Genomic DNA, 17,196 nt, shown 5'->3' on the forward strand with positions numbered 1-17,196 from the left:
AGCCGGCATCAGCGAGAAGCCACTGCGATGTCCCAGCCGGTTCTACCTTCCACCCACTCGGCAAGCGACAGCAACGCGGCATCGTGCTGACTCGCGCCGACCAGTTGCGCGCCAAGCGGGAGCCCCTCCGGACCGAAGCCAACCGGTAACGTCACCGCCGGCACGCCGAGGAAGGTCCAGGGCGTGCAGAACGCCGCATCGCCCGTATAGTCGAGCCCGCGGGGCGCCTCGCCCGATGCGGGCGCTACCAGCAGCGCGTCCAGTCCCGCTGTTTCGGTGAGCCACCGGTCGAAGCGCAGCGCCATCTGTACCTGCAATGCCTTTGCTTTCGCATAGTCAGTCGCGGACAAAGCCCGGCCTTCCTCGACCAGAGCCGTGATCGGTGCGCTGACAAGAGCCGGCGAACGGTCTAAGAGTTCGCCGTGTATCAGCGCTGCTTCAACTGCGACCAGGATCGAAGCATGCCGTGCAGCGTCGGCCAGTTCGGCAGGCAAGTCGGCGCCGACGATTTCAGCGCCATCGGCACGCAAACGTAAGGCAAGTTGATTCAGAACGTGTTGCTGTGCTTTGTCGATCGGTCCACCGATCTGCTCGCGCAACACGCCGATGCGTGGCGGCCGCTTTTCCGCATTGGCTGGATATTTCCCTTGGCGACCGCTGTGCGAGGTGTGTGGATCGTTCGCATCGATACCCGCCAGAATGGACAGCGCATGAACTGCATCAGCGACATTGGTGGTGAAAACGCCAAGGTGATCGAGCGACCCTGATAACGGCAAGACGCCGGTCCGCGCAATCGTGCCGTAACTGGGCTTTACCCCGACCACACCGCAATACGCGGCGGGACGGATGACGGATCCGAACGTCTGCGTGCCGAGCGCGAGCGGCACGATGCCTGCCGCAACGGCGGCAGCCGAGCCGCTCGATGAACCGCCTGGCGTGTGATCGCTATTCCACGGGTTGGTCGTAGCGCCAGGCTGACGCCAGGCGAACTCGGTGGTGACCGTTTTACCGAGTACCGTGGCACCGGCTTCGCGCAAACGCGCGACCACCCATGCGTCCTTGTCGGGCCTGCGCCCTTCATAGGCTTGCGACCCGTACGCGGTGGGCATATCGGCTGTGTCGATCAGGTCTTTGATGCCGACAGGGACGCCCGCGAGCGGCGCGTGGGGAGCGGCACGATTGACTATCGGCGACGCCGGCAGATGGATGAACGCTTGCAACTCAGGCTGCAGTCGTTGCGCCGCATCAAATGCCTGTTGCACAGTCTGATCGATGGTGCGCGTTCCCGCGCGGATCGCGTCGCGGATTTCGCGGATGGTGGGGGAGGGGGAAGAATGGCTCATTTCGCGGCAAGTGCTTGATGAATGTAGTTCTGCACGATGAAGGTGCTGTAATTCGGCTGCTGCTTCAAGTTGCCGAGCGAGATCTGTGTATCCATTGCAACCGTCAGCGCTTTGGGGGTGATGTCGACGTTCTTGGGATACACGCCTTCGTTCAGCATGCGTTTTACCGCAGCGTTCACGATCTCCGGATCGAGGCTTGGAAACTCGCGGCGGGCGATCGCCAGAGTTTCCGTGGGATCGTTCTGCATGAAGACGAGTGCCTGTTCCATACCTTTCACGAACCGTGCCGCTACATCGGGGTCCACGCTCCTTTTCGCAGAGATCGATGAGAATGCGTATTCTCCATACAACTTCGGAAAGCCGAGCACCACCTTCATGCCTCTGGCAACGGCCTGATCAAGGCCGGGTTCATACATCACCGCAACTTTGGACTGGCCGGCAACCAGTGGGCCGATCTCGGAGCCGAGCGGTACCTGGGATAGTTTTACGTCGGCTGGCGACATGCCGTTCTCTTTTAGCAACTTGAAGAACAGCGACGTGCTGGTAGTGGGCATCTGACCTGACACGACCGTCTGGCCCTTCACGTCCTTGATGCCGGTGAATTTGCTGTCCGGCGACGTGACGATCCACACCGCAGCACCGTTTACAACGTTGGCGATCACATCGACATCCGCGCCTTTTTCGGCGGCCACCGCGGTCCATTCGGGACCGTGCAGCGAGAAGTCCGCACTTCCGGACAACACGGCCGACAGCGCCGCGCTCGGACTGCCGGCAGTCTGCTTTGTCACATCCAGCCCTTCCTTGGTGAAGAAGCCGCCGTCGATAGCGACGTAAAGTGGCAGATACAGCATCGACTGAAAAGCCTGCGAAATAACCGCTTTTTTGTTGGCGGCCAAGGCGGGCGTTGCGATGCTAACGGCCGAAACAGCGACTGCTGTTGTCAGAGCAGCCAGCATTTTTCTTGCAGGGATTGCCATTTTCAGATCCAGAGAAAGGTTAGATTGAAGGGCGAAAAGCAAACAATTCGACCTTGCGTGACGACGGCGTCAAACCCGTAGCGTCGGTGCATTCGATACCTGTCGCCACGGCAGCAGCTTGCGTTCGACCAGGTCGATCAGGAAATACAACACGAAGCCAATCGCCATCAGCACGAAGAGGCCGGCCCACACGGTGTTCAGGTCGTAAAGACTTGAGGCGGTAAAGATCATGTGGCCAAGCCCTTTCTCTGACGAAATGAATTCACCCACTACTGCGCCCACCAGACCAAAGCCGATGTTGATGCGGAATGTCGAGATCACGTAAGGCAGCGTGAACGGAATGACGACTTTCAGGAACACATCGTTTTTGTTCGCGCCAAGCGTGACGAGGAGTGCCTGAAGATCAGGATCGGCCTCTTTCGCGGCCTCGTACGCGGCTATCAGCGCGACGATCGCCGTCAGCGAAATCGCCAGCGCAACTTTCGAAACGAGCCCGGTGCCGAACCAGAGAATCACAATCGGCGCGAAAGCGATCTTCGGAACGCTATTGATCGCGACGATGAACGGCTCGATCAGTCGCGCGACGAACGGCGAATACCACAGTGCGAGGCCGCAGACCGAGCCGACCGCCGTGCCGAACAGAAAGCCGAGCATGGCTTCGAACATGGTGTAGCCGATATCGACGAAAAGGTCGCCTGATTCAGCGGAACGAGCTAGAGCATCGTAGATTTTTGTCGGCGAGCCGACCAGGAAGTTCGATACCCAGCCAAGCCGCGCAGCGCCTTCCCATATTGCAAAGAAGGCAATCACCGCGACGAGTTGCAGGACCGTGCGACCCCAGCCGGTGTTCAGCACGGGGCCCGAACGCGTCTGACTGCGTGTCGCAGCGACTTTCGCGTTATTGATGGATGCGGATTGGTTCATGCTGCCTTTACCTCGGTCTGGATATCGAGTTCCGCGCACAGCGCGTGAAAGTAGCCGGAAAAGTTCGGATCGCTGCGTGCGCCGATTGGCGAACGCGCGCCGATCTCGATGTCATAGACCTTTTTGACTTGCGAAGGCCGGCCGCCTAGCACGACCACACGCTTCGACAGCGCGACTGCTTCGTCGATGTCGTGCGTGACCAGTACGACCGTCTTGTGGAACGTCTCGACCGCTTCCATCAGCACGCCTTCCAGATACAGCCGGGTCTGATAGTCGAGCGCTGAAAACGGCTCATCGAGCAGGATGATGTCGGGATCGTTGATCAAGGTACGGATCAGCGCGACACGCTGGCGCATGCCACCGGACAGCATGCGGGGATAGGCGTTTTCGAAACCCGCAAGGCCGTAGGTGTTCAGGTATTCCATCGCCATTTCGCGCGCTTGCGCAGCCGGCATGCGGGACAACTCGGGCCCGATCAGGACGTTCTGCAATACGGTACGCCACGGCAACAGCAGGTCACGCTGCATCATGTAACCGACTTTGCCGCGCAAGCCGGTGACCGCTTGACCTCGATAGACGATCTCGCCGCTGTCGGGTTCCAGGAGGCCGGCGATCACGTTGAACACGGTCGTCTTCCCGCAGCCCGACGGGCCGATGATGCTGACGAAATCCCGTTCATTGATGTCGAACGACAGTCCGCCCAGCACATCAACCGAGCCCTGCTTGCTGGAAAATGATTTTCGAATGTTTCGCAACGCTAGTTGTACTGGCATGCTGGTCCTCGTGCTGAACTTGAATCACTGCGCACTTCGCTTACGTGCCCGCTCCGCGCTTCGGCGGTACACGGTTGCTTGACGTTTGTGAAGCGCCTGACTAGGGACACTCAGTTGCTGGTTTCGTCGGTCGCCGGCGAAATATAGTTGCAAAATTCAACAATTGAAATATCCACATTGATTCGATTCGCACAAAGCGTGCCATCGTGCGAAAACCCTATGTACAAGTGCGAATTGGGTATTTCCAGGTGGAAGTGAGCTCACTTCCATGGTCGGGAAGTGTGCAGATACGCGCAGGAAAGGTGCATCAGGCACAACAAAATCGGCGACGCACCGCCGCGGGGCGAAGCGCGGGCGGTCGACGGCGAAAGGCCATTGCAAGATATGTGGGATTCTGACTCGGTGTGAGAGCCGCCTCCAGAATTGAGGTGCCGTACCAACGCGGTTGCATCACACCGTCTAGTCGGAATCGTCGACGCGCTTCCAGAATTCGAACGCGGTGGCGCACGCGTTGCGCGGCGCGCCCGTGGCGAGCAGCAGCCAGAGAAGCAGGCGTGCCTTGCGCGGCCCGAGCCACCCGGAAAACAATGCGCCGCGGCGGGACAGGTCGATTTCGGAACCAGAAAAGCCATAAGTACGCGCAGCCGTCGATCCCGATCCTGTGCGGCTGGAGACGACGATCGGCAGCCGCGGCACCAGCGCCTCGATGCGCTGTGCTTCGCCATCCGAAACATGTCCTGCGCCGTAGGCCGCGATCACGATCCCGTGATACCCCGCCTGGGCGACCGCGTCGAGCATCTCGCCCGTCTCGCCCAGACAGGTTTCAACGAGTGCCACCCGGACCGACAGGTCGGGCTTTGCAAACCGCTGCGAATAGCGTTTGGACGGTGGACGGAAGTACTGGGGCGTCCCCTCGAGCACCATGCCTGCCGGCCCTACGACCGGCGACTCGAAGGTTTCGACCGACATCGAGTTCGCTTTGCGCACCCAGCGCGCCTCGTGGATCGTGTTGTTCATGACCACGGCTACACCGCGCCCGCGACTGGCGCCGTACGCTGCGCAGGCCACTGCGGCAAGAATGTTGGCGGGCCCATCCGCACCCGCGGCCAGCGGCGTGCGCATCGCGCCTGTGACCACCAGCGGCTGCGGATGCGTCCACAGAAGATCCAGCAGGAAGGCGGTTTCCTCGAGCGTGTCGGTCCCCTGGGTCAGGACGATCCCGGCGGCGCCGGCAGCCACCATGCGCTCTGCCCACACCAGACTGTCCAGCACATGCGCAAGGTTCAGCGAAGGGCTGGGTAATTGCAAAAGCGTCTCGGCGTCAATCTGCGCGATATCAGCCAAACCGGGGACTGCAGTCACCAATTGTTGCGCGGAAAGACGTGGCAACGCGCCAGCGTCGGCATTGTCGGCGGTCATGCATATCGTGCCGCCTAATGCGCCGACAGCGATCCTCGGATAGTTCATCGAAGTGTTCCTTTCGAGTGTGTGGAAAGTATCAGCTTGAGCCGTAGCTTAAATAACGCGCAAAGACTCGGGCCCCGACGAGAAGCGCCGCTGCCGCGCCCGGAATCGGTGCGACAACCATTTTGCACTGCGTGATGCACCGTCCTCGCGCTCACTTGCACAAGTCCTGCGCACTGCGGCGTGCTCGTGTCGGTGTGACAAACGCCCACTTGCCGATACCTACTGGATTTGCCGCATGATGGCATGCTTCGTGCCTATAAATGCGTAAATTTCAATTGTTGCAAGTTGCAATTAATGTAGCACGGTTGAATCGGAGATCAAGCTGTCTCAAGCGCCATATCCGGGATTGGAGCATCTGAACGGACACGGCCGCTCATCCGACGCAAGCGCGCAGCCGGAATCATTTTGTGTCATTTCTAATGAGGTGCAGCATGTTGAAGCGAATGTTTGCTCGATGCGTGGCTGGGGCGCTGATTGCCAGCGCTGCGACGATGGTGTGTGCGCAGGATGCATCCAAGGTGTTACGAATCGTGCCGCAAGCCGATCTGAAGATTCTCGATCCGATCTGGACTACGGCATTTATCACGCGCGACCACGGCTACATGATCTACGACACGCTGTTCGGCGTGGACGCCAAGGGCGTGGTGCAACCGGAGATGGTGGACACGTATACGACCTCGCCGGACGGCAAGACCTGGACGTTCACGCTGCGCAAGGGGCTTGCGTTCAGCGACGGCAAGCCGGTCACCTCAGCCGACGTTATCGCGTCGATCACGCGCTGGGGCAAGCGCGATGTGTTCGGTGAAAGAATGTTCACGGCGCTGCAGTCGTTCGATGCGATCGACGCCAAGTCCTTCCGCATGACCTTCAAACAACCCTTTCCGATGGTCCTCGACGCGCTCGGCAAGCCGTCGGGCAGCGCCGCGTTCATCATGCCGAAGCGGGTCGCCGATACGCCGGCGGACCAGCAGATCTCGGACTACACCGGGTCCGGCCCCTACATCTTCAAGCAGGACGAGTATCGCCCGGGCGCGAAGATTGTGTACATCAAGAACCCGAACTATGTGCCGCGACCGGAGCCGGCTTCCGGTACCGCAGGCGGTAAGCATGTCTATGTCGACAGGGTCGAATGGATCGTGCTCAAGGACGCACAGACGCAGGCCAATGCGATTGCGAACGGTGAAGTGGACATGATCGAATGGATGCCCGCCGAGCAGTACGCCGCGTTCAAGAGCAATCCCAAGCTCGAGCTGGTGAAGCCGACTCCCGCCGGGCTCTTCGACCTGCACCTGAATCATCTCGTGCCGCCGTTCAACAACCCGAAGATTGCCCAGGCGGCGATCATGGCGATCAACCAGGAAGCGTTGATGCGCGCCCAACTGGTGAACAAGGATCTGTACCGGACGTGTTCCTCGATTTACCCATGCGATTCGCCGTTGGCGTCGACCGAGACTGCCTATTTCACTGGCAAGCCCCAGTTCGCGGCGGCCCGCAATCTGCTGAAGGAAGCGGGCTACGATGGCAAGCCGGTGGTATTGATGTATCCGTCTGATTACGCAGTACTCAACAAGTTTCCGCCGGTCATGGCACAACTGTTGAAGCAGGCCGGCTTCAATGTCGACCTGCAGGCAATGGACTGGTCTACGCTCGTGACGCGCCGTACCAGCAAGGCGCCGGCCGACAAGGGTGGCTGGAACCTGTTCATTACCGGGTGGGCGCCCGGCGACACGATGAATCCATTGTTCTTCACGCCGCTGACGGGCAATGGGGAAAAGGGCTGGTTCGGCTGGGCGACTGACGACAAGATCGAGCAGCTCAAGAACGATTACCTTGTCGCCAGCGATCCTGCGCAGCGCAAGAAGATCGCCGCGGCGATCCAGCTGGAAACGTACCAGAGCGGGATCCTCGCGCCGTTGGGCGACTTCGATTTCTATTCGGTGATCCGCAAGGGCGTCGTCAGCGGCGTCGTCCCGGCTCCGGTCAACGTGTTCTGGAACATTCGCAAGAGCTAACCCGTGTCGGCGGCTGGCTGTTCGCCGGCTGCCCGCCTTCTCGCAGGGCAACGCGAGCCCATCCATCGGTCAACCGGCTTTGGAGCGTAACCGACATGGCTTTCTTTCTTTTCCGGCGCGTACTGTCGACCGTGCCAGTGCTGGTCATTGTCGCCCTTATCGTGTTCATGATTCTGCGCCTGACGCCGGGCGATCCGGCTGCGGCGCTGGTCGGTGACAACGGCACTAGTGCGGACATCGCGCGGATCCACGCGAGCCTCGGGCTCGACCGGCCGCTGCCGGTGCAGTTCGTCAAATGGACCGGGCAGTTGCTGCAGGGCAACCTTGGCGACTCGTACTACATGAAACAGCCGGTAACCCGGTTGATCGCGCAACGCATCGCACCGACCGTGTCGTTGTCCGCTCTGACACTGGTGATGACGCTCCTGCTCGCGGTGCCGCTCGGCGTGATCGCGGCCTCACGGCACGGAGGGTGGCTGGACCGGATGCTGATGGGCGTTTCGGTGATGGGATTCTCGGTGCCGTCGTTCGTGATCGGCTATATCTTCATATGGGCGTTTGCCTTGCATGCGAAGCTGCTCCCAGTGCAGGGATACGCACCACTGAGCGCGGGTATAGGTCCGTGGCTGACGCACCTGATCCTGCCCGCCATCACGCTGTCCATCGTCTACCTTGCGCTGATTGCCCGCGTGACGCGCGCTGCGGTTGCCGAGGCGCTGACCGAAGACTACATCCGCACCGCCCGCGCCAAAGGTATCTCCGAAGCACGCGTGCTGATTCGCCATGCGCTGGCCAACGCCGCGGTACCGATCGTCACGGTGATCGGCATCGGCGTCGGCTTGCTGATCGGCGGCGTGGTGGTCACCGAAACCGTCTACGCGATCCCCGGGCTCGGGCAGCTGACGGTCGATGCGGTACTGGCGCGCGACTTCCCGCTGGTACAAGGCATCACGCTGTTCTTTTCCTTTGTTTACGTGCTTATCAACCTGCTGGTCGACATGAGCTATCTGCTGCTCGACCCGCGTATCCGCTATTGAGTGAAAGGACGATTGGACATGAGCGACGATCACGATCCGATGACCCTTGCCGCGCCGGGCGTCATTCTTGCCAACCTGGAGGCGGCGCCGGCCATCCGCTCGCGCACACCGCTGTGGCGCCGCGTGCTGCGGAACTGGTCGGTGCGCCTGGGATGCGGCGCACTGCTGCTTCTGATCTTCGTAGCCGTCGCCGCACCGTGGCTTGGCACAATCGACCCGACCGCAATGGATCCCGCGAGCGCCAACCTCTTGCCGGGCGTGACGGCCGAATTCAGTGATCTGTCAGGCGCGACGTTCCAGCACTTCTTCCTGATGGGCACCGACAGTCTTGGCCGGGATACCTGGAGCCGGGTCGTCTATGGTGCGCGCGTGTCCTTGTCGGTCGGCATCACGGTGGCACTGCTGGCGCTCACCTTCGGCGCGCTGGTCGGCGTGGCGGCGGGGTATTTTCGCCGCCTCGACGACGTCATCATGCGCGCCATGGACAGCTTGATGGCGATTCCCAGCATCCTGTTCGCGATTACGCTGATGGCGCTCTGGCGGCCGACGCTGGTCACGGTGATCGTCGCGATCACGATTCCTGAAATTCCGCGTGTCGCGCGGTTGGTGCGCTCGATCGTGCTGACCATTCGCGAGGAACCCTACGTCGAGGCCGCCATTTCCTTGGCCACGCCGACCGTCAAGATTCTGTGGCGTCATATTCTGCCGAATGCAATCGCACCGCTGATCGTGCAGGGAACTTACGTGTGTGCATCTGCCATCCTGGTGGAAGCGATCCTGTCGTTTCTCGGGGTCGGCTTGCCGCCGGATATTCCGACCTGGGGCAACGTCATGGCCGACGGCCGCATGCAGTTCAACCAGTTTCCTCAGACCGTGCTGTTCCCGGGCGTTTTCCTGGCGCTGACGGTGCTGGCGGTCAACATTCTGGGCGACGGATTGCGCGACACGCTCGATCCGAAATTCAACAAACGGGGGGGCTGACGCGATGCGCGACTTCGACTTCAAAGCGGCAACACCCGGCGGTGCCGGGCCGGCCACAACCGTCCTCGCCGTGAATAACCTGACCATTTCTCTGCCGGCCGGTGCCGACCGTCCCCATGCGATCCGGCATGTCTCGCTCGACGTGCGGCAGGGGGAGATTGTCTGCCTGCTGGGCGAGTCGGGCTCGGGCAAATCGGTGATCGCGCAGGCAGTAATGGGCTTGCTGCCGGCGTCGCTCAAGGCGGTGGATGGCGGCATCGAACTGCTTGGCGAAGACGTGCTGACAGCAAGTCCGGAGCGCATCCGCCAATTGCGCGGCGAAAAAATGGCGATGGTTTTCCAGGAGCCGATGACGGCCCTCAATCCGATCATGACGTGCGGCGCGCAGGTCGACGAGATGCTGGCACAGCATAGCCGTGCCGGCGTCGGCGAGAGGCGCCGGCGCATTCTCGAGATCTTCGCCCACGTCAGGCTACCGGAACCGGAGCGTATTTACGCGTCTTATCCGCATCAGTTGTCGGGCGGGCAGCGACAGCGCATCGTGATTGCCATGGCGCTGATTCTGAAGCCGTCGCTGCTGATCTGCGACGAGCCCACCACGGCGCTCGACGTCACGACCCAGGCCGAGATTCTCAAGCTGATTCGTGAATTGCAGACTGAGAGCGGAACCGCCGTGCTGTTCATCACCCACGATTTCGGCGTTGTCGCCGAGATTGCGGATCGTGTCGTGGTGTTGCGCCTGGGCGACATGGTCGAGCAGGGCGACAAGTTGCAGGTGTTGCAGCAGCCGCGCGAGCCGTATACCCGAATGTTGCTGGCAGCCGTCCCCGCGCTGGTGCCGCGCACGCGCGCCCCGGTGGAGAAAGCCTATCCGCTGCTCGACGCGCGCGGGATCGGGAAGACCTATGTGACGGGTTCCTGGCCGGGCCGCAAGCGCAAGGTGCAGGCGGCCAGTGATGTCTCGCTGATGGTGCATCCGGGCGAAACGGTCGGAATCGTCGGCGAGTCCGGTTCGGGAAAATCGACTGTCGCGCGCTGCATTGCGCGGCTGATCGAGCCGAGCGCCGGCGATATTTTCGCCGACGGCCGATCGGTGGCCAAAGCGCGCGGCCGCGCGCTATATCCGTTCCGGCGCGGCGTACAGGTTGTATTCCAGGATCCTTACCGGTCGCTGGATCCGCGCCAGACAGTGGGCGCCTCGATCGTCGAAGGGCCGTTGAATTTCGGCGTGCCATACGCTCAAGCGTGGCAACGCGCCGAAGAACTGATGACGCTGGTACGGCTCAGGCCTGATGCGCTGACTCGCTACCCTAGCGAATTCTCCGGCGGCCAGCGGCAACGCATTTCGATCGCACGGGCGCTGGCATGCGAGCCCAAAGTATTGATTGCCGACGAGGCGGTGTCCGCTCTCGACGTCTCGGTCCAGGCGCAAATTCTCGAACTACTGGATGAGATTCAGCAGCGGCTGCGGATCGGCATTCTGTTCATCACACACGATCTGCGGGTGGCCAGCCAGATCTGCGATCGGGTCATCGTGATGCGGCGAGGCGAAATTGTCGAGGAAGGGGCGATCCAGGACGTGTTCCTCGCGCCGCGCCACGAATATACGCAGGCCTTGCTGGCGGCGGCGCCAGGGCGAGGCTTTGCGTTCGGCGCCGCTTGATACGGTCCCTCTATTCATGGTGAATTCCCAAGTTTCCGTTCAGTCATGGCGATGAGCCGATACCGTCGATATTTTCAAAGAGACAGCGATGCACACTCCTAAGCGAATCGTCTTCTGTGGCTTCCAGCACGAGACGAATACCTTCGCACCGACTCAAGCGGACCTGCTCGCCTTCGAGCACGGAGGCGGCTGGCCAGGACTCGTAAGCGGCGATGCGGTATTCGAAGCGATTGCAGGTAGAAATATCCCCGCCGCTGGTTTTATCGATGCAGCACGAAGCGCCGGCCATACGCTGCTGCCAACCGTGTGGTGCGCGGCCAGCCCGTCTGCGCACGTCACCGAAGCAGCCTACGAACATATAGCCGGCGAGATTCTGGCTGGGGTCGAGGCAGCGCTACCCGTCGACGCGGTCTACCTGGACCTGCATGGCGCGATGGTCACGACTCACTTCGACGATGGCGAGGGCGAACTGCTGCGACGCGTACGCGCGCTCGTTGGTGATGCTGTGCCGGTGGTCGGCAGCCTCGATCTGCACGCCAACGTGACCGCGCAGATGCTCGACAGAGCAGACGCACTGGTCGCATACCGTACCTATCCGCACGTCGACATGGCGCGCACCGGGAAGCGCGCATTCGCGCTCCTTGAAAAGCGCTGGTCAAGCGGATCGCGTGCTGCGCTCGCGATCCGCCGGTTGCCGTTCCTCGTGCCGATCTGCTGGCAGTGCACGGACATGCAGCCGGCCGCGCGCCTCTATGCGCTACTCGAGGAGATCGAAGCGGCGGATAGTGCCGACCTGTCGTTCGCGACCGGCTTTCCGGCGGCCGACTTTTCCGAATGCTCGCCGGTGATCTGGGCTTATGCGAACGATTCCGCCGTTGCCGAAGCGGCGGTCGACGAGTTGGCGCGGGCGGCGAACGACGCTGAAGCTGAATTCGCCGGCACCCTGTATTCACCCGACGATGCGGTCCGTTACGCGATCGAACAGAGCCGCGCCGGCAGGCGCCCGATCGTCGTCGCAGACGGACAGGACAATCCGGGTGCCGGCGCGAATTCGGACACCACCGGCGTGCTCCGCGCCCTGATCAGACAGGACGCTCAGCAGGCTGCGATCGGCCTCATCGTTGATCCGGCGGCCGCCGAAGCGATTCACGAGCGGCAGGTCGGCGAGACGATCCGGCTGTCGCTCGGTGGTCATTCCGGCATCCCCGGCGACGCGCCTTACGAAGACGAGTTCCTGATTGAAGCGATCTCGGACGGCAAGATCGACGCGACCGGCCCGTACTACGCCGGCTTTCACCTGGATGTCGGGCCGGCCGCCTGCCTGAGACACGGCGGCGTGCGAATCGTAGTGGCTTCGTTCAAGGTGCAGATGGCCGACCAGGCGCTGTTTCGCCTCGTCGGCATCGAGCCCGCCACGCAGGCGATCCTGGTCGTCAAGAGCGCGGTGCATTTCCGCGCCGACTTCGCACCGATCGCAGCCGAGATTATCGTCTGCGCCGCGCCCGGTTCAATGCCCATGCGGCTTGAGCAACTGCCGTGGAGCAAGCTTCCTGTGGGGATGCGACTTGGCGCCAAGGGGCAAGCTTTCGAGCCGGGTTGACGGCCTCGGCGGGTGGCTGATTTGCGCATTCACAGGAGCGCCCGACGAGGTTATCCCGGCACGAAGCAATGCGGTGACGAAGCAACGGCGATAGGCATCCGGAAGGAGCCGATCGCGACAACGAGTAAAGGAATAGGGCAAGTATGGACAACTCTCTGGTTTCGCTCTCCGCGGACGCGGCGCGGCGTCTGATAGGTAGCCGGCAGGTGTCGCCTGTCGAATTGCTGGAGGCATGCATCGCGCGGATCGAAGCGCTGAACCCCGCTGTCAATGCGATCGCTGCGACCTGCTTCGAGCGTGCGCGCACCGAGGCGAAGCGCGCGGAGGTGGCCGTATTGCGCGGTGAGCCCCTAGGCTTGCTGCATGGCCTGCCGCTTGGCGTGAAAGATCTCGAGGAGACGGCAGGCCTGCTCACCACGTATGGCTCGCCGCTGTTTCGCTCGAACGTGCCGCAGCGCGATAGCGTGATGGTGGCCCGCTTGCGCGCTGCGGGCGCGATCGTCGCGGCGAAGACCAATGTGCCGGAAATGGGCGCGGGCGCCAACACCCGTAATGTCGTGTGGGGCGCGACCGGCAATCCCTTCAATCCGATGTTGAACGCTGGCGGTTCCTCGGGCGGTTCGGCCGCCGCGCTCGCCACCGATATGCTGCCGCTTTGTACCGGCACCGACATGGGCGGTTCGTTGCGCATCCCCGCGGCGCTGTGCGGCGTGGTTGGCTTCCGGCCTTCGCCTGGACTGGTGCCGAACGACAGCAAACCGCTTGGCTGGACGCCGATCTCGGTGATCGGCCCGATGGGGCGCGATATCGCCGACATTCGCCTGCTGCTGACGGCGAGTGTCGGTCTCGACGCTAGCGACCCGTTGGGCGAGGATGCTGATCCTTCCGCCTTCGCACAGCGTGCACAGGTCGACCTCAGCACGCTGCGCGTCGCCTATACGGAGGACTTCGGCGTCTGCGAGGTCGACGAGGCGCTGCGCTCAACCTTCCGAGCCAAGATTGCCGAGCTGTCCCGCTACGTGAAGGTCTGCGAGCCGCTCGAGATCGATGTGGGTGAAATCGACCGCTGCTTCGATGTGATCCGCGCGCAGAACTTCGTCGCCGGTTTTCAGGATGCCTATCAGCGCGATCCCGCTTCGCTCGGGCCGAACACGCGAAGCAACTACGAAATGGGGCAAACAATGTCCCTCGCAGACGTGGTCTGGGCGCATGCCGAACAGACCCGCCTGTTTCGCCGTTTCCAGGAAAAGTTCCAGGATTACGATCTGATCATCTCGCCGACCTCACCAATTTCGCCCTTTCCATGGGCGCAAACTTATCTGGCCGAGATCAACGGGCGGCCGCTCGCGAACTATTACCGCTGGCTGGCGCTTACCTATGTGATCACGCTGGCGACCAATCCGGCTTTGTCGCTGCCGTGTGGCGTCGACCACGCCGGCATGCCGTTTGGCCTGCAACTGGTTGGGCCGTTTCGCGGCGATCGTCGCCTGCTCGACATCGCCCAGGCATTCGAGACGGCCTGGCGGCACGATGACGCGCTGCGGCGGCCGCGGCCCGATCTGACGAAACTGTTGCAGCCGGTCGCCGCGCTCAAGTCTATCGTCACCGACCCGCCGTTGACGGGGATGACCGCCGAAGCGGACGCCAGCGCGGTGCGGCCTGCCGTATGACGGGCGCCGGCGGCACTCATGTTATCGATTATCTGTTGCCGGGCACGTTCGCGGCTGAACTGCGGGCAAGCGCTCTTGTGTATGCGATGCGCGTGTGGCCGAACTTCATGCCGCCGCAGCGCATCGACACCTTCTATTTGACTTTTCTGTGACCCACTCGTCACATTTCAATAGGGACCCCTACCCATGGAAGACTATTTTGTATTCAATGCCGGAAACGTGGTGTTGCAATCGGGTATCACGTTCAGAGATGCCAAGCTCGCCTATCAAACCTACGGAACGTTGAACGCAGAAAAATCGAATGTCATTCTGTATATGACGCCGTTTTCCGCGCACCACTATGACATCGAGTGGATGCTCGGTCCGGGCAAGGCGTTGGACACCGACAAGTACTTCGTTGTTATTCCGAATCTGTTCGGCAATGGACTGTCGTCCTCGCCGAGCAACGCAACTGAGCCCTTTAGCGGAAGCCGCTGGCCGAATCTGACGATCGCCGATAACGTCGCGATTCAACACCAGCTCCTGACGCAAGAACTCGGCATCGACGTTTTGCAATTGGCGTGCGGGTGGTCGATGGGCGGGCTGCAGGCGTATCAATGGGCGTCAATGTATCCGCAGATGGTCAGGCGGCTAGTCGTGCTCTGCGGCGCGGCAAAGACCTCGCCGCACAATCAGGTATTCATCGAGGGCGTGCGCGCGACCCTGACGACGGATCCCGGCTTTCAGAACGGAACGTTCGTCGAACGTCCCGAACGCGGTTTGCGGGCCATGGGCCGTAATTACGCCGCCATGGCGATGTCGCAGACGTTTTATCGTAACGAGGTATGGAGGCAGGCCGGTTTTTCCTCGCTCGAAGATTATCTGGTGATGTCGTGGGAACAGAATTTCCTGAAGCGCGATGGCAACAACCTGATGGCTCAACTATGGACATGGCAACACGCCAACATCGCGGCCAATTCCAGATATAAGGGCGATTTTCACGCGGCGCTGAACGCGATTACCGCGAAGGCGTTGATCATGCCAAGCGAAACCGACCTGTATTTCCAGGTGGAAGACAACCGCCTCGAGGTCGAGCAAATGCGAAACGCCAGGCTCCTTCCCATTCGGTCGATATGGGGCCATCGCGCCGGGCTGCCGACAGCCAATCTGGACGATGCCGCGTTTATTTCCGCTGCTATAACCCGGCATCTTGAGGACTGACGTACTGGATATGCCGCGGCTGCGTCTCGTGTTTCTCTTGCTTACCCTTCGACGTACTGAGTGCGTTGTTCATGAGCGTGGCGTGAGGCCGCAAGGCAAGCGCGCTGCCTGAGTCATTTCGTGTCACCTATTCGTACGGAGTTGAAGCATGAGCACCCAGGATTTCGGCGCCGGCACCCGCGTGCCGCTTGCACTTTCGCTACACAGCCGCTGGTGGCAATTATTGTGCGGCCTCGTATGTGCGATGGTCGCCTCCAATCCCCAATACATCTGGACTTTGCTGACGCGCCCGCTGACAGCGCAGCTCGGCGTGTCGCTGCCGAGTTTGCAGGTCACCTTCTCCATTCTCATTGTCTGCCAGACTTTTCTGTCGCCGCTCGAGGGCTATTTGATCGAGCGCTTTGGACCGCGCTGGTTGCTGGCCACGGGTGGCGCGATCACGGGGCTTAGCTGGGTACTGACGAGTCGCGCGGAGTCTCTACTGTCCATCTACCTCTGCTATGGCGTTCTCGGGGGAGTCGGCGTAGGGATAGTCGTGGTCGGCACGATCGGGCTGATGGCACGCTGGTTCCCAGACCGTCGCGGTTTTGCGATAGGCATCGTGATGGCGGGCTTTGGCATGGGCGCGATGCTCACGACGTTTCCGATCACCAATAGCATCGCCAAGTACGGCTATCAGCATACGCTGGCCGTCTATGGCGTAATCCTCGGCGGTATCGGCATACTTGCCGCCCTCGGCATGAGGCTGCCGCCTCCTGGCTATATGGCGGACTGGCGGCCGCAGAGAGCCGCCGCCGCCGTACCCGACACGCGGCCCAGCAATATGCTGCGCACGCCGTTGTTCTGGCTGATGTTTGTGATGATGTCGATGATGGCGACATCCGGCCTGATGGTGACCTCACAAATGGCAGTCTTCACGCGAGATTTCGGCATGGCGGGGGTCACCGTGTTCGGCCTCGCGGCGTTGCCGCTTGCGTTGACGATTGATCGCGTGGCGAACGGCGTGACGCGGCCTATGTTCGGATGGATCTCCGATCTGATCGGGCGCGAGCACACGATGCTGATCGCATTCGGGATGGAAGCGATAGCGATGACCTTGTGGCTCACGTTGCGGCACGACCCATTGTTGTTCGTGCTGCTGTCGGGCGTTGTCTTTCTCGGCTGGGGCGAGATTTTTTCGCTTTTCCCTTCGACGCTCACGGACACCTTTGGCAGCAAGCATGCGATCGTCAACTACGCGTGCCTGTCTTATGCGCAAGGTATCGGTTCGATCCTGGGCGGGCCGGTGGCCGCGCTACTCCACCAGCATACGGGCGGTTGGGACGCGGTGTTCGGCACGGCTATCGCATTGGATAGTTGTACCGCTGTACTCGCGATCGCCGCACTCAGGCCGATGCGCCGCGCGTGGTTTGCCCGCGCATCCAGGCCCTCCTGATGCAAACGGCGATTACCAGCTTGCCTGGAAGCTCGCCCACTCGAATCTGCGCTGATGCTTGACCACTGCGTCGATTCTCTGTTTTTCTTGTCTCCGTAATTTTCACTGAAAGGG

14 protein-coding genes are annotated in these 17,196 nt (G+C 61.5%); 9 read left to right on the forward strand and 5 right to left on the reverse strand.

All coding sequences use genetic code 11. From position 1 onward, the window contains the following. Window positions 1-8 precede the first annotated feature (8 nt). From HHL24_RS27435 to HHL24_RS27455, 5 genes are all read right to left on the reverse strand, one after another. Complete coding sequence (locus HHL24_RS27435; RefSeq protein WP_169488490.1) at window positions 9-1,343, reverse strand: amidase; 1,335 nt, start codon at window positions 1,341-1,343, stop codon at window positions 9-11. Further along, window positions 1,340-2,320 carry an ABC transporter substrate-binding protein gene (locus HHL24_RS27440; protein WP_169488491.1) on the reverse strand — a complete coding sequence of 327 codons (981 nt, stop codon included), beginning with the start codon at window positions 2,318-2,320 and terminating at the stop codon, window positions 1,340-1,342. The genes HHL24_RS27435 and HHL24_RS27440 overlap by 4 nt, the downstream gene beginning before the upstream one ends. Before the next feature lie 69 nt (window positions 2,321-2,389). Further along, the gene (locus HHL24_RS27445; RefSeq protein WP_169488492.1) at window positions 2,390-3,244 is read right to left on the reverse strand and encodes an ABC transporter permease; all 855 of its coding nucleotides are present in this window, start codon (window positions 3,242-3,244) and stop codon (window positions 2,390-2,392) included. Then, the gene (locus tag HHL24_RS27450) at window positions 3,241-4,017 is read right to left on the reverse strand and encodes an ABC transporter ATP-binding protein (protein WP_169488493.1); all 777 of its coding nucleotides are present in this window, start codon (window positions 4,015-4,017) and stop codon (window positions 3,241-3,243) included. Before HHL24_RS27450 ends, HHL24_RS27445 begins: the two co-directional genes overlap by 4 nt. 459 nt (window positions 4,018-4,476) lie before the next feature. Next, on the reverse strand, window positions 4,477-5,484 hold the full coding sequence (locus HHL24_RS27455; RefSeq protein ID WP_169488494.1) for an asparaginase: 1,008 nt from the start codon (window positions 5,482-5,484) through the stop codon (window positions 4,477-4,479). Between the two features lie 431 nt (window positions 5,485-5,915). On the opposite strand from HHL24_RS27455, the gene HHL24_RS27460 reads away from it, so the two are divergent. The 9 genes from HHL24_RS27460 (at window position 5,916) to oxlT (ending at window position 17,082) form a co-directional block, all read left to right on the forward strand. After that, a complete protein-coding gene (locus HHL24_RS27460) occupies window positions 5,916-7,496 on the forward strand; it encodes an ABC transporter substrate-binding protein (RefSeq protein ID WP_169488495.1) in 1,581 nt (526 codons plus the stop codon). 95 nt (window positions 7,497-7,591) lie between these two features. Then, complete coding sequence (locus HHL24_RS27465; protein WP_169488496.1) at window positions 7,592-8,533, forward strand: ABC transporter permease; 942 nt, start codon at window positions 7,592-7,594, stop codon at window positions 8,531-8,533. Between the two features lie 18 nt (window positions 8,534-8,551). Beyond that, window positions 8,552-9,514, forward strand: coding sequence for an ABC transporter permease (locus tag HHL24_RS27470; RefSeq protein ID WP_169488497.1), 963 nt, complete (start codon window positions 8,552-8,554; stop codon window positions 9,512-9,514). Window positions 9,515-9,518: 4 nt separating this feature from the next. Further along, window positions 9,519-11,177: a dipeptide ABC transporter ATP-binding protein gene (locus HHL24_RS27475; protein ID WP_169488498.1), complete on the forward strand. Its 1,659-nt coding sequence runs from the start codon at window positions 9,519-9,521 to the stop codon at window positions 11,175-11,177. A gap of 88 nt (window positions 11,178-11,265) precedes the next feature. Beyond that, window positions 11,266-12,777: a M81 family metallopeptidase gene (locus HHL24_RS27480; protein ID WP_169488499.1), complete on the forward strand. Its 1,512-nt coding sequence runs from the start codon at window positions 11,266-11,268 to the stop codon at window positions 12,775-12,777. Between the two features lie 143 nt (window positions 12,778-12,920). After that, the gene (locus HHL24_RS27485) at window positions 12,921-14,447 is read left to right on the forward strand and encodes an amidase (RefSeq protein WP_169488500.1); all 1,527 of its coding nucleotides are present in this window, start codon (window positions 12,921-12,923) and stop codon (window positions 14,445-14,447) included. Continuing rightward, window positions 14,444-14,599 (forward strand): hypothetical protein, encoded by a 156-nt coding sequence (locus HHL24_RS27490; RefSeq protein WP_169488501.1) that lies wholly within the window; start codon window positions 14,444-14,446, stop codon window positions 14,597-14,599. Before HHL24_RS27485 ends, HHL24_RS27490 begins: the two co-directional genes overlap by 4 nt. Window positions 14,600-14,633: 34 nt before the next feature. Further along, on the forward strand, window positions 14,634-15,647 hold the full coding sequence (locus tag HHL24_RS27495) for an alpha/beta fold hydrolase (protein WP_169488502.1): 1,014 nt from the start codon (window positions 14,634-14,636) through the stop codon (window positions 15,645-15,647). A gap of 148 nt (window positions 15,648-15,795) precedes the next feature. Next, complete coding sequence (gene oxlT, locus HHL24_RS27500) at window positions 15,796-17,082, forward strand: oxalate/formate MFS antiporter (RefSeq protein WP_169488503.1); 1,287 nt, start codon at window positions 15,796-15,798, stop codon at window positions 17,080-17,082. Window positions 17,083-17,196 lie beyond the last annotated feature (114 nt).

It is taken from the genome of Paraburkholderia polaris, from assembly GCF_012927345.1.
In the GTDB taxonomy this organism is placed as follows: Bacteria; Pseudomonadota; Gammaproteobacteria; order Burkholderiales; family Burkholderiaceae; genus Paraburkholderia; species Paraburkholderia polaris.

Coding starts and splice junctions, on each gene's coding strand:
- HHL24_RS27435 (WP_169488490.1), bottom strand. CDS start 1,343: ATGAGCCATTCTTCCCCCTCCCCCACCATCCGCGAAATCCGCGACGCG.
- HHL24_RS27445 (WP_169488492.1), bottom strand. CDS start 3,244: ATGAACCAATCCGCATCCATCAATAACGCGAAAGTCGCTGCGACACGC.
- HHL24_RS27465 (WP_169488496.1), top strand. CDS start 7,592: ATGGCTTTCTTTCTTTTCCGGCGCGTACTGTCGACCGTGCCAGTGCTG.
- HHL24_RS27485 (WP_169488500.1), top strand. CDS start 12,921: ATGGACAACTCTCTGGTTTCGCTCTCCGCGGACGCGGCGCGGCGTCTG.
- HHL24_RS27480 (WP_169488499.1), top strand. CDS start 11,266: ATGCACACTCCTAAGCGAATCGTCTTCTGTGGCTTCCAGCACGAGACG.
- HHL24_RS27470 (WP_169488497.1), top strand. CDS start 8,552: ATGAGCGACGATCACGATCCGATGACCCTTGCCGCGCCGGGCGTCATT.
- HHL24_RS27440 (WP_169488491.1), bottom strand. CDS start 2,320: ATGGCAATCCCTGCAAGAAAAATGCTGGCTGCTCTGACAACAGCAGTC.
- HHL24_RS27455 (WP_169488494.1), bottom strand. CDS start 5,484: ATGAACTATCCGAGGATCGCTGTCGGCGCATTAGGCGGCACGATATGC.
- HHL24_RS27475 (WP_169488498.1), top strand. CDS start 9,519: ATGCGCGACTTCGACTTCAAAGCGGCAACACCCGGCGGTGCCGGGCCG.
- HHL24_RS27450 (WP_169488493.1), bottom strand. CDS start 4,017: ATGCCAGTACAACTAGCGTTGCGAAACATTCGAAAATCATTTTCCAGC.
- oxlT (WP_169488503.1), top strand. CDS start 15,796: ATGAGCACCCAGGATTTCGGCGCCGGCACCCGCGTGCCGCTTGCACTT.
- HHL24_RS27460 (WP_169488495.1), top strand. CDS start 5,916: ATGTTGAAGCGAATGTTTGCTCGATGCGTGGCTGGGGCGCTGATTGCC.
- HHL24_RS27495 (WP_169488502.1), top strand. CDS start 14,634: ATGGAAGACTATTTTGTATTCAATGCCGGAAACGTGGTGTTGCAATCG.
- HHL24_RS27490 (WP_169488501.1), top strand. CDS start 14,444: ATGACGGGCGCCGGCGGCACTCATGTTATCGATTATCTGTTGCCGGGC.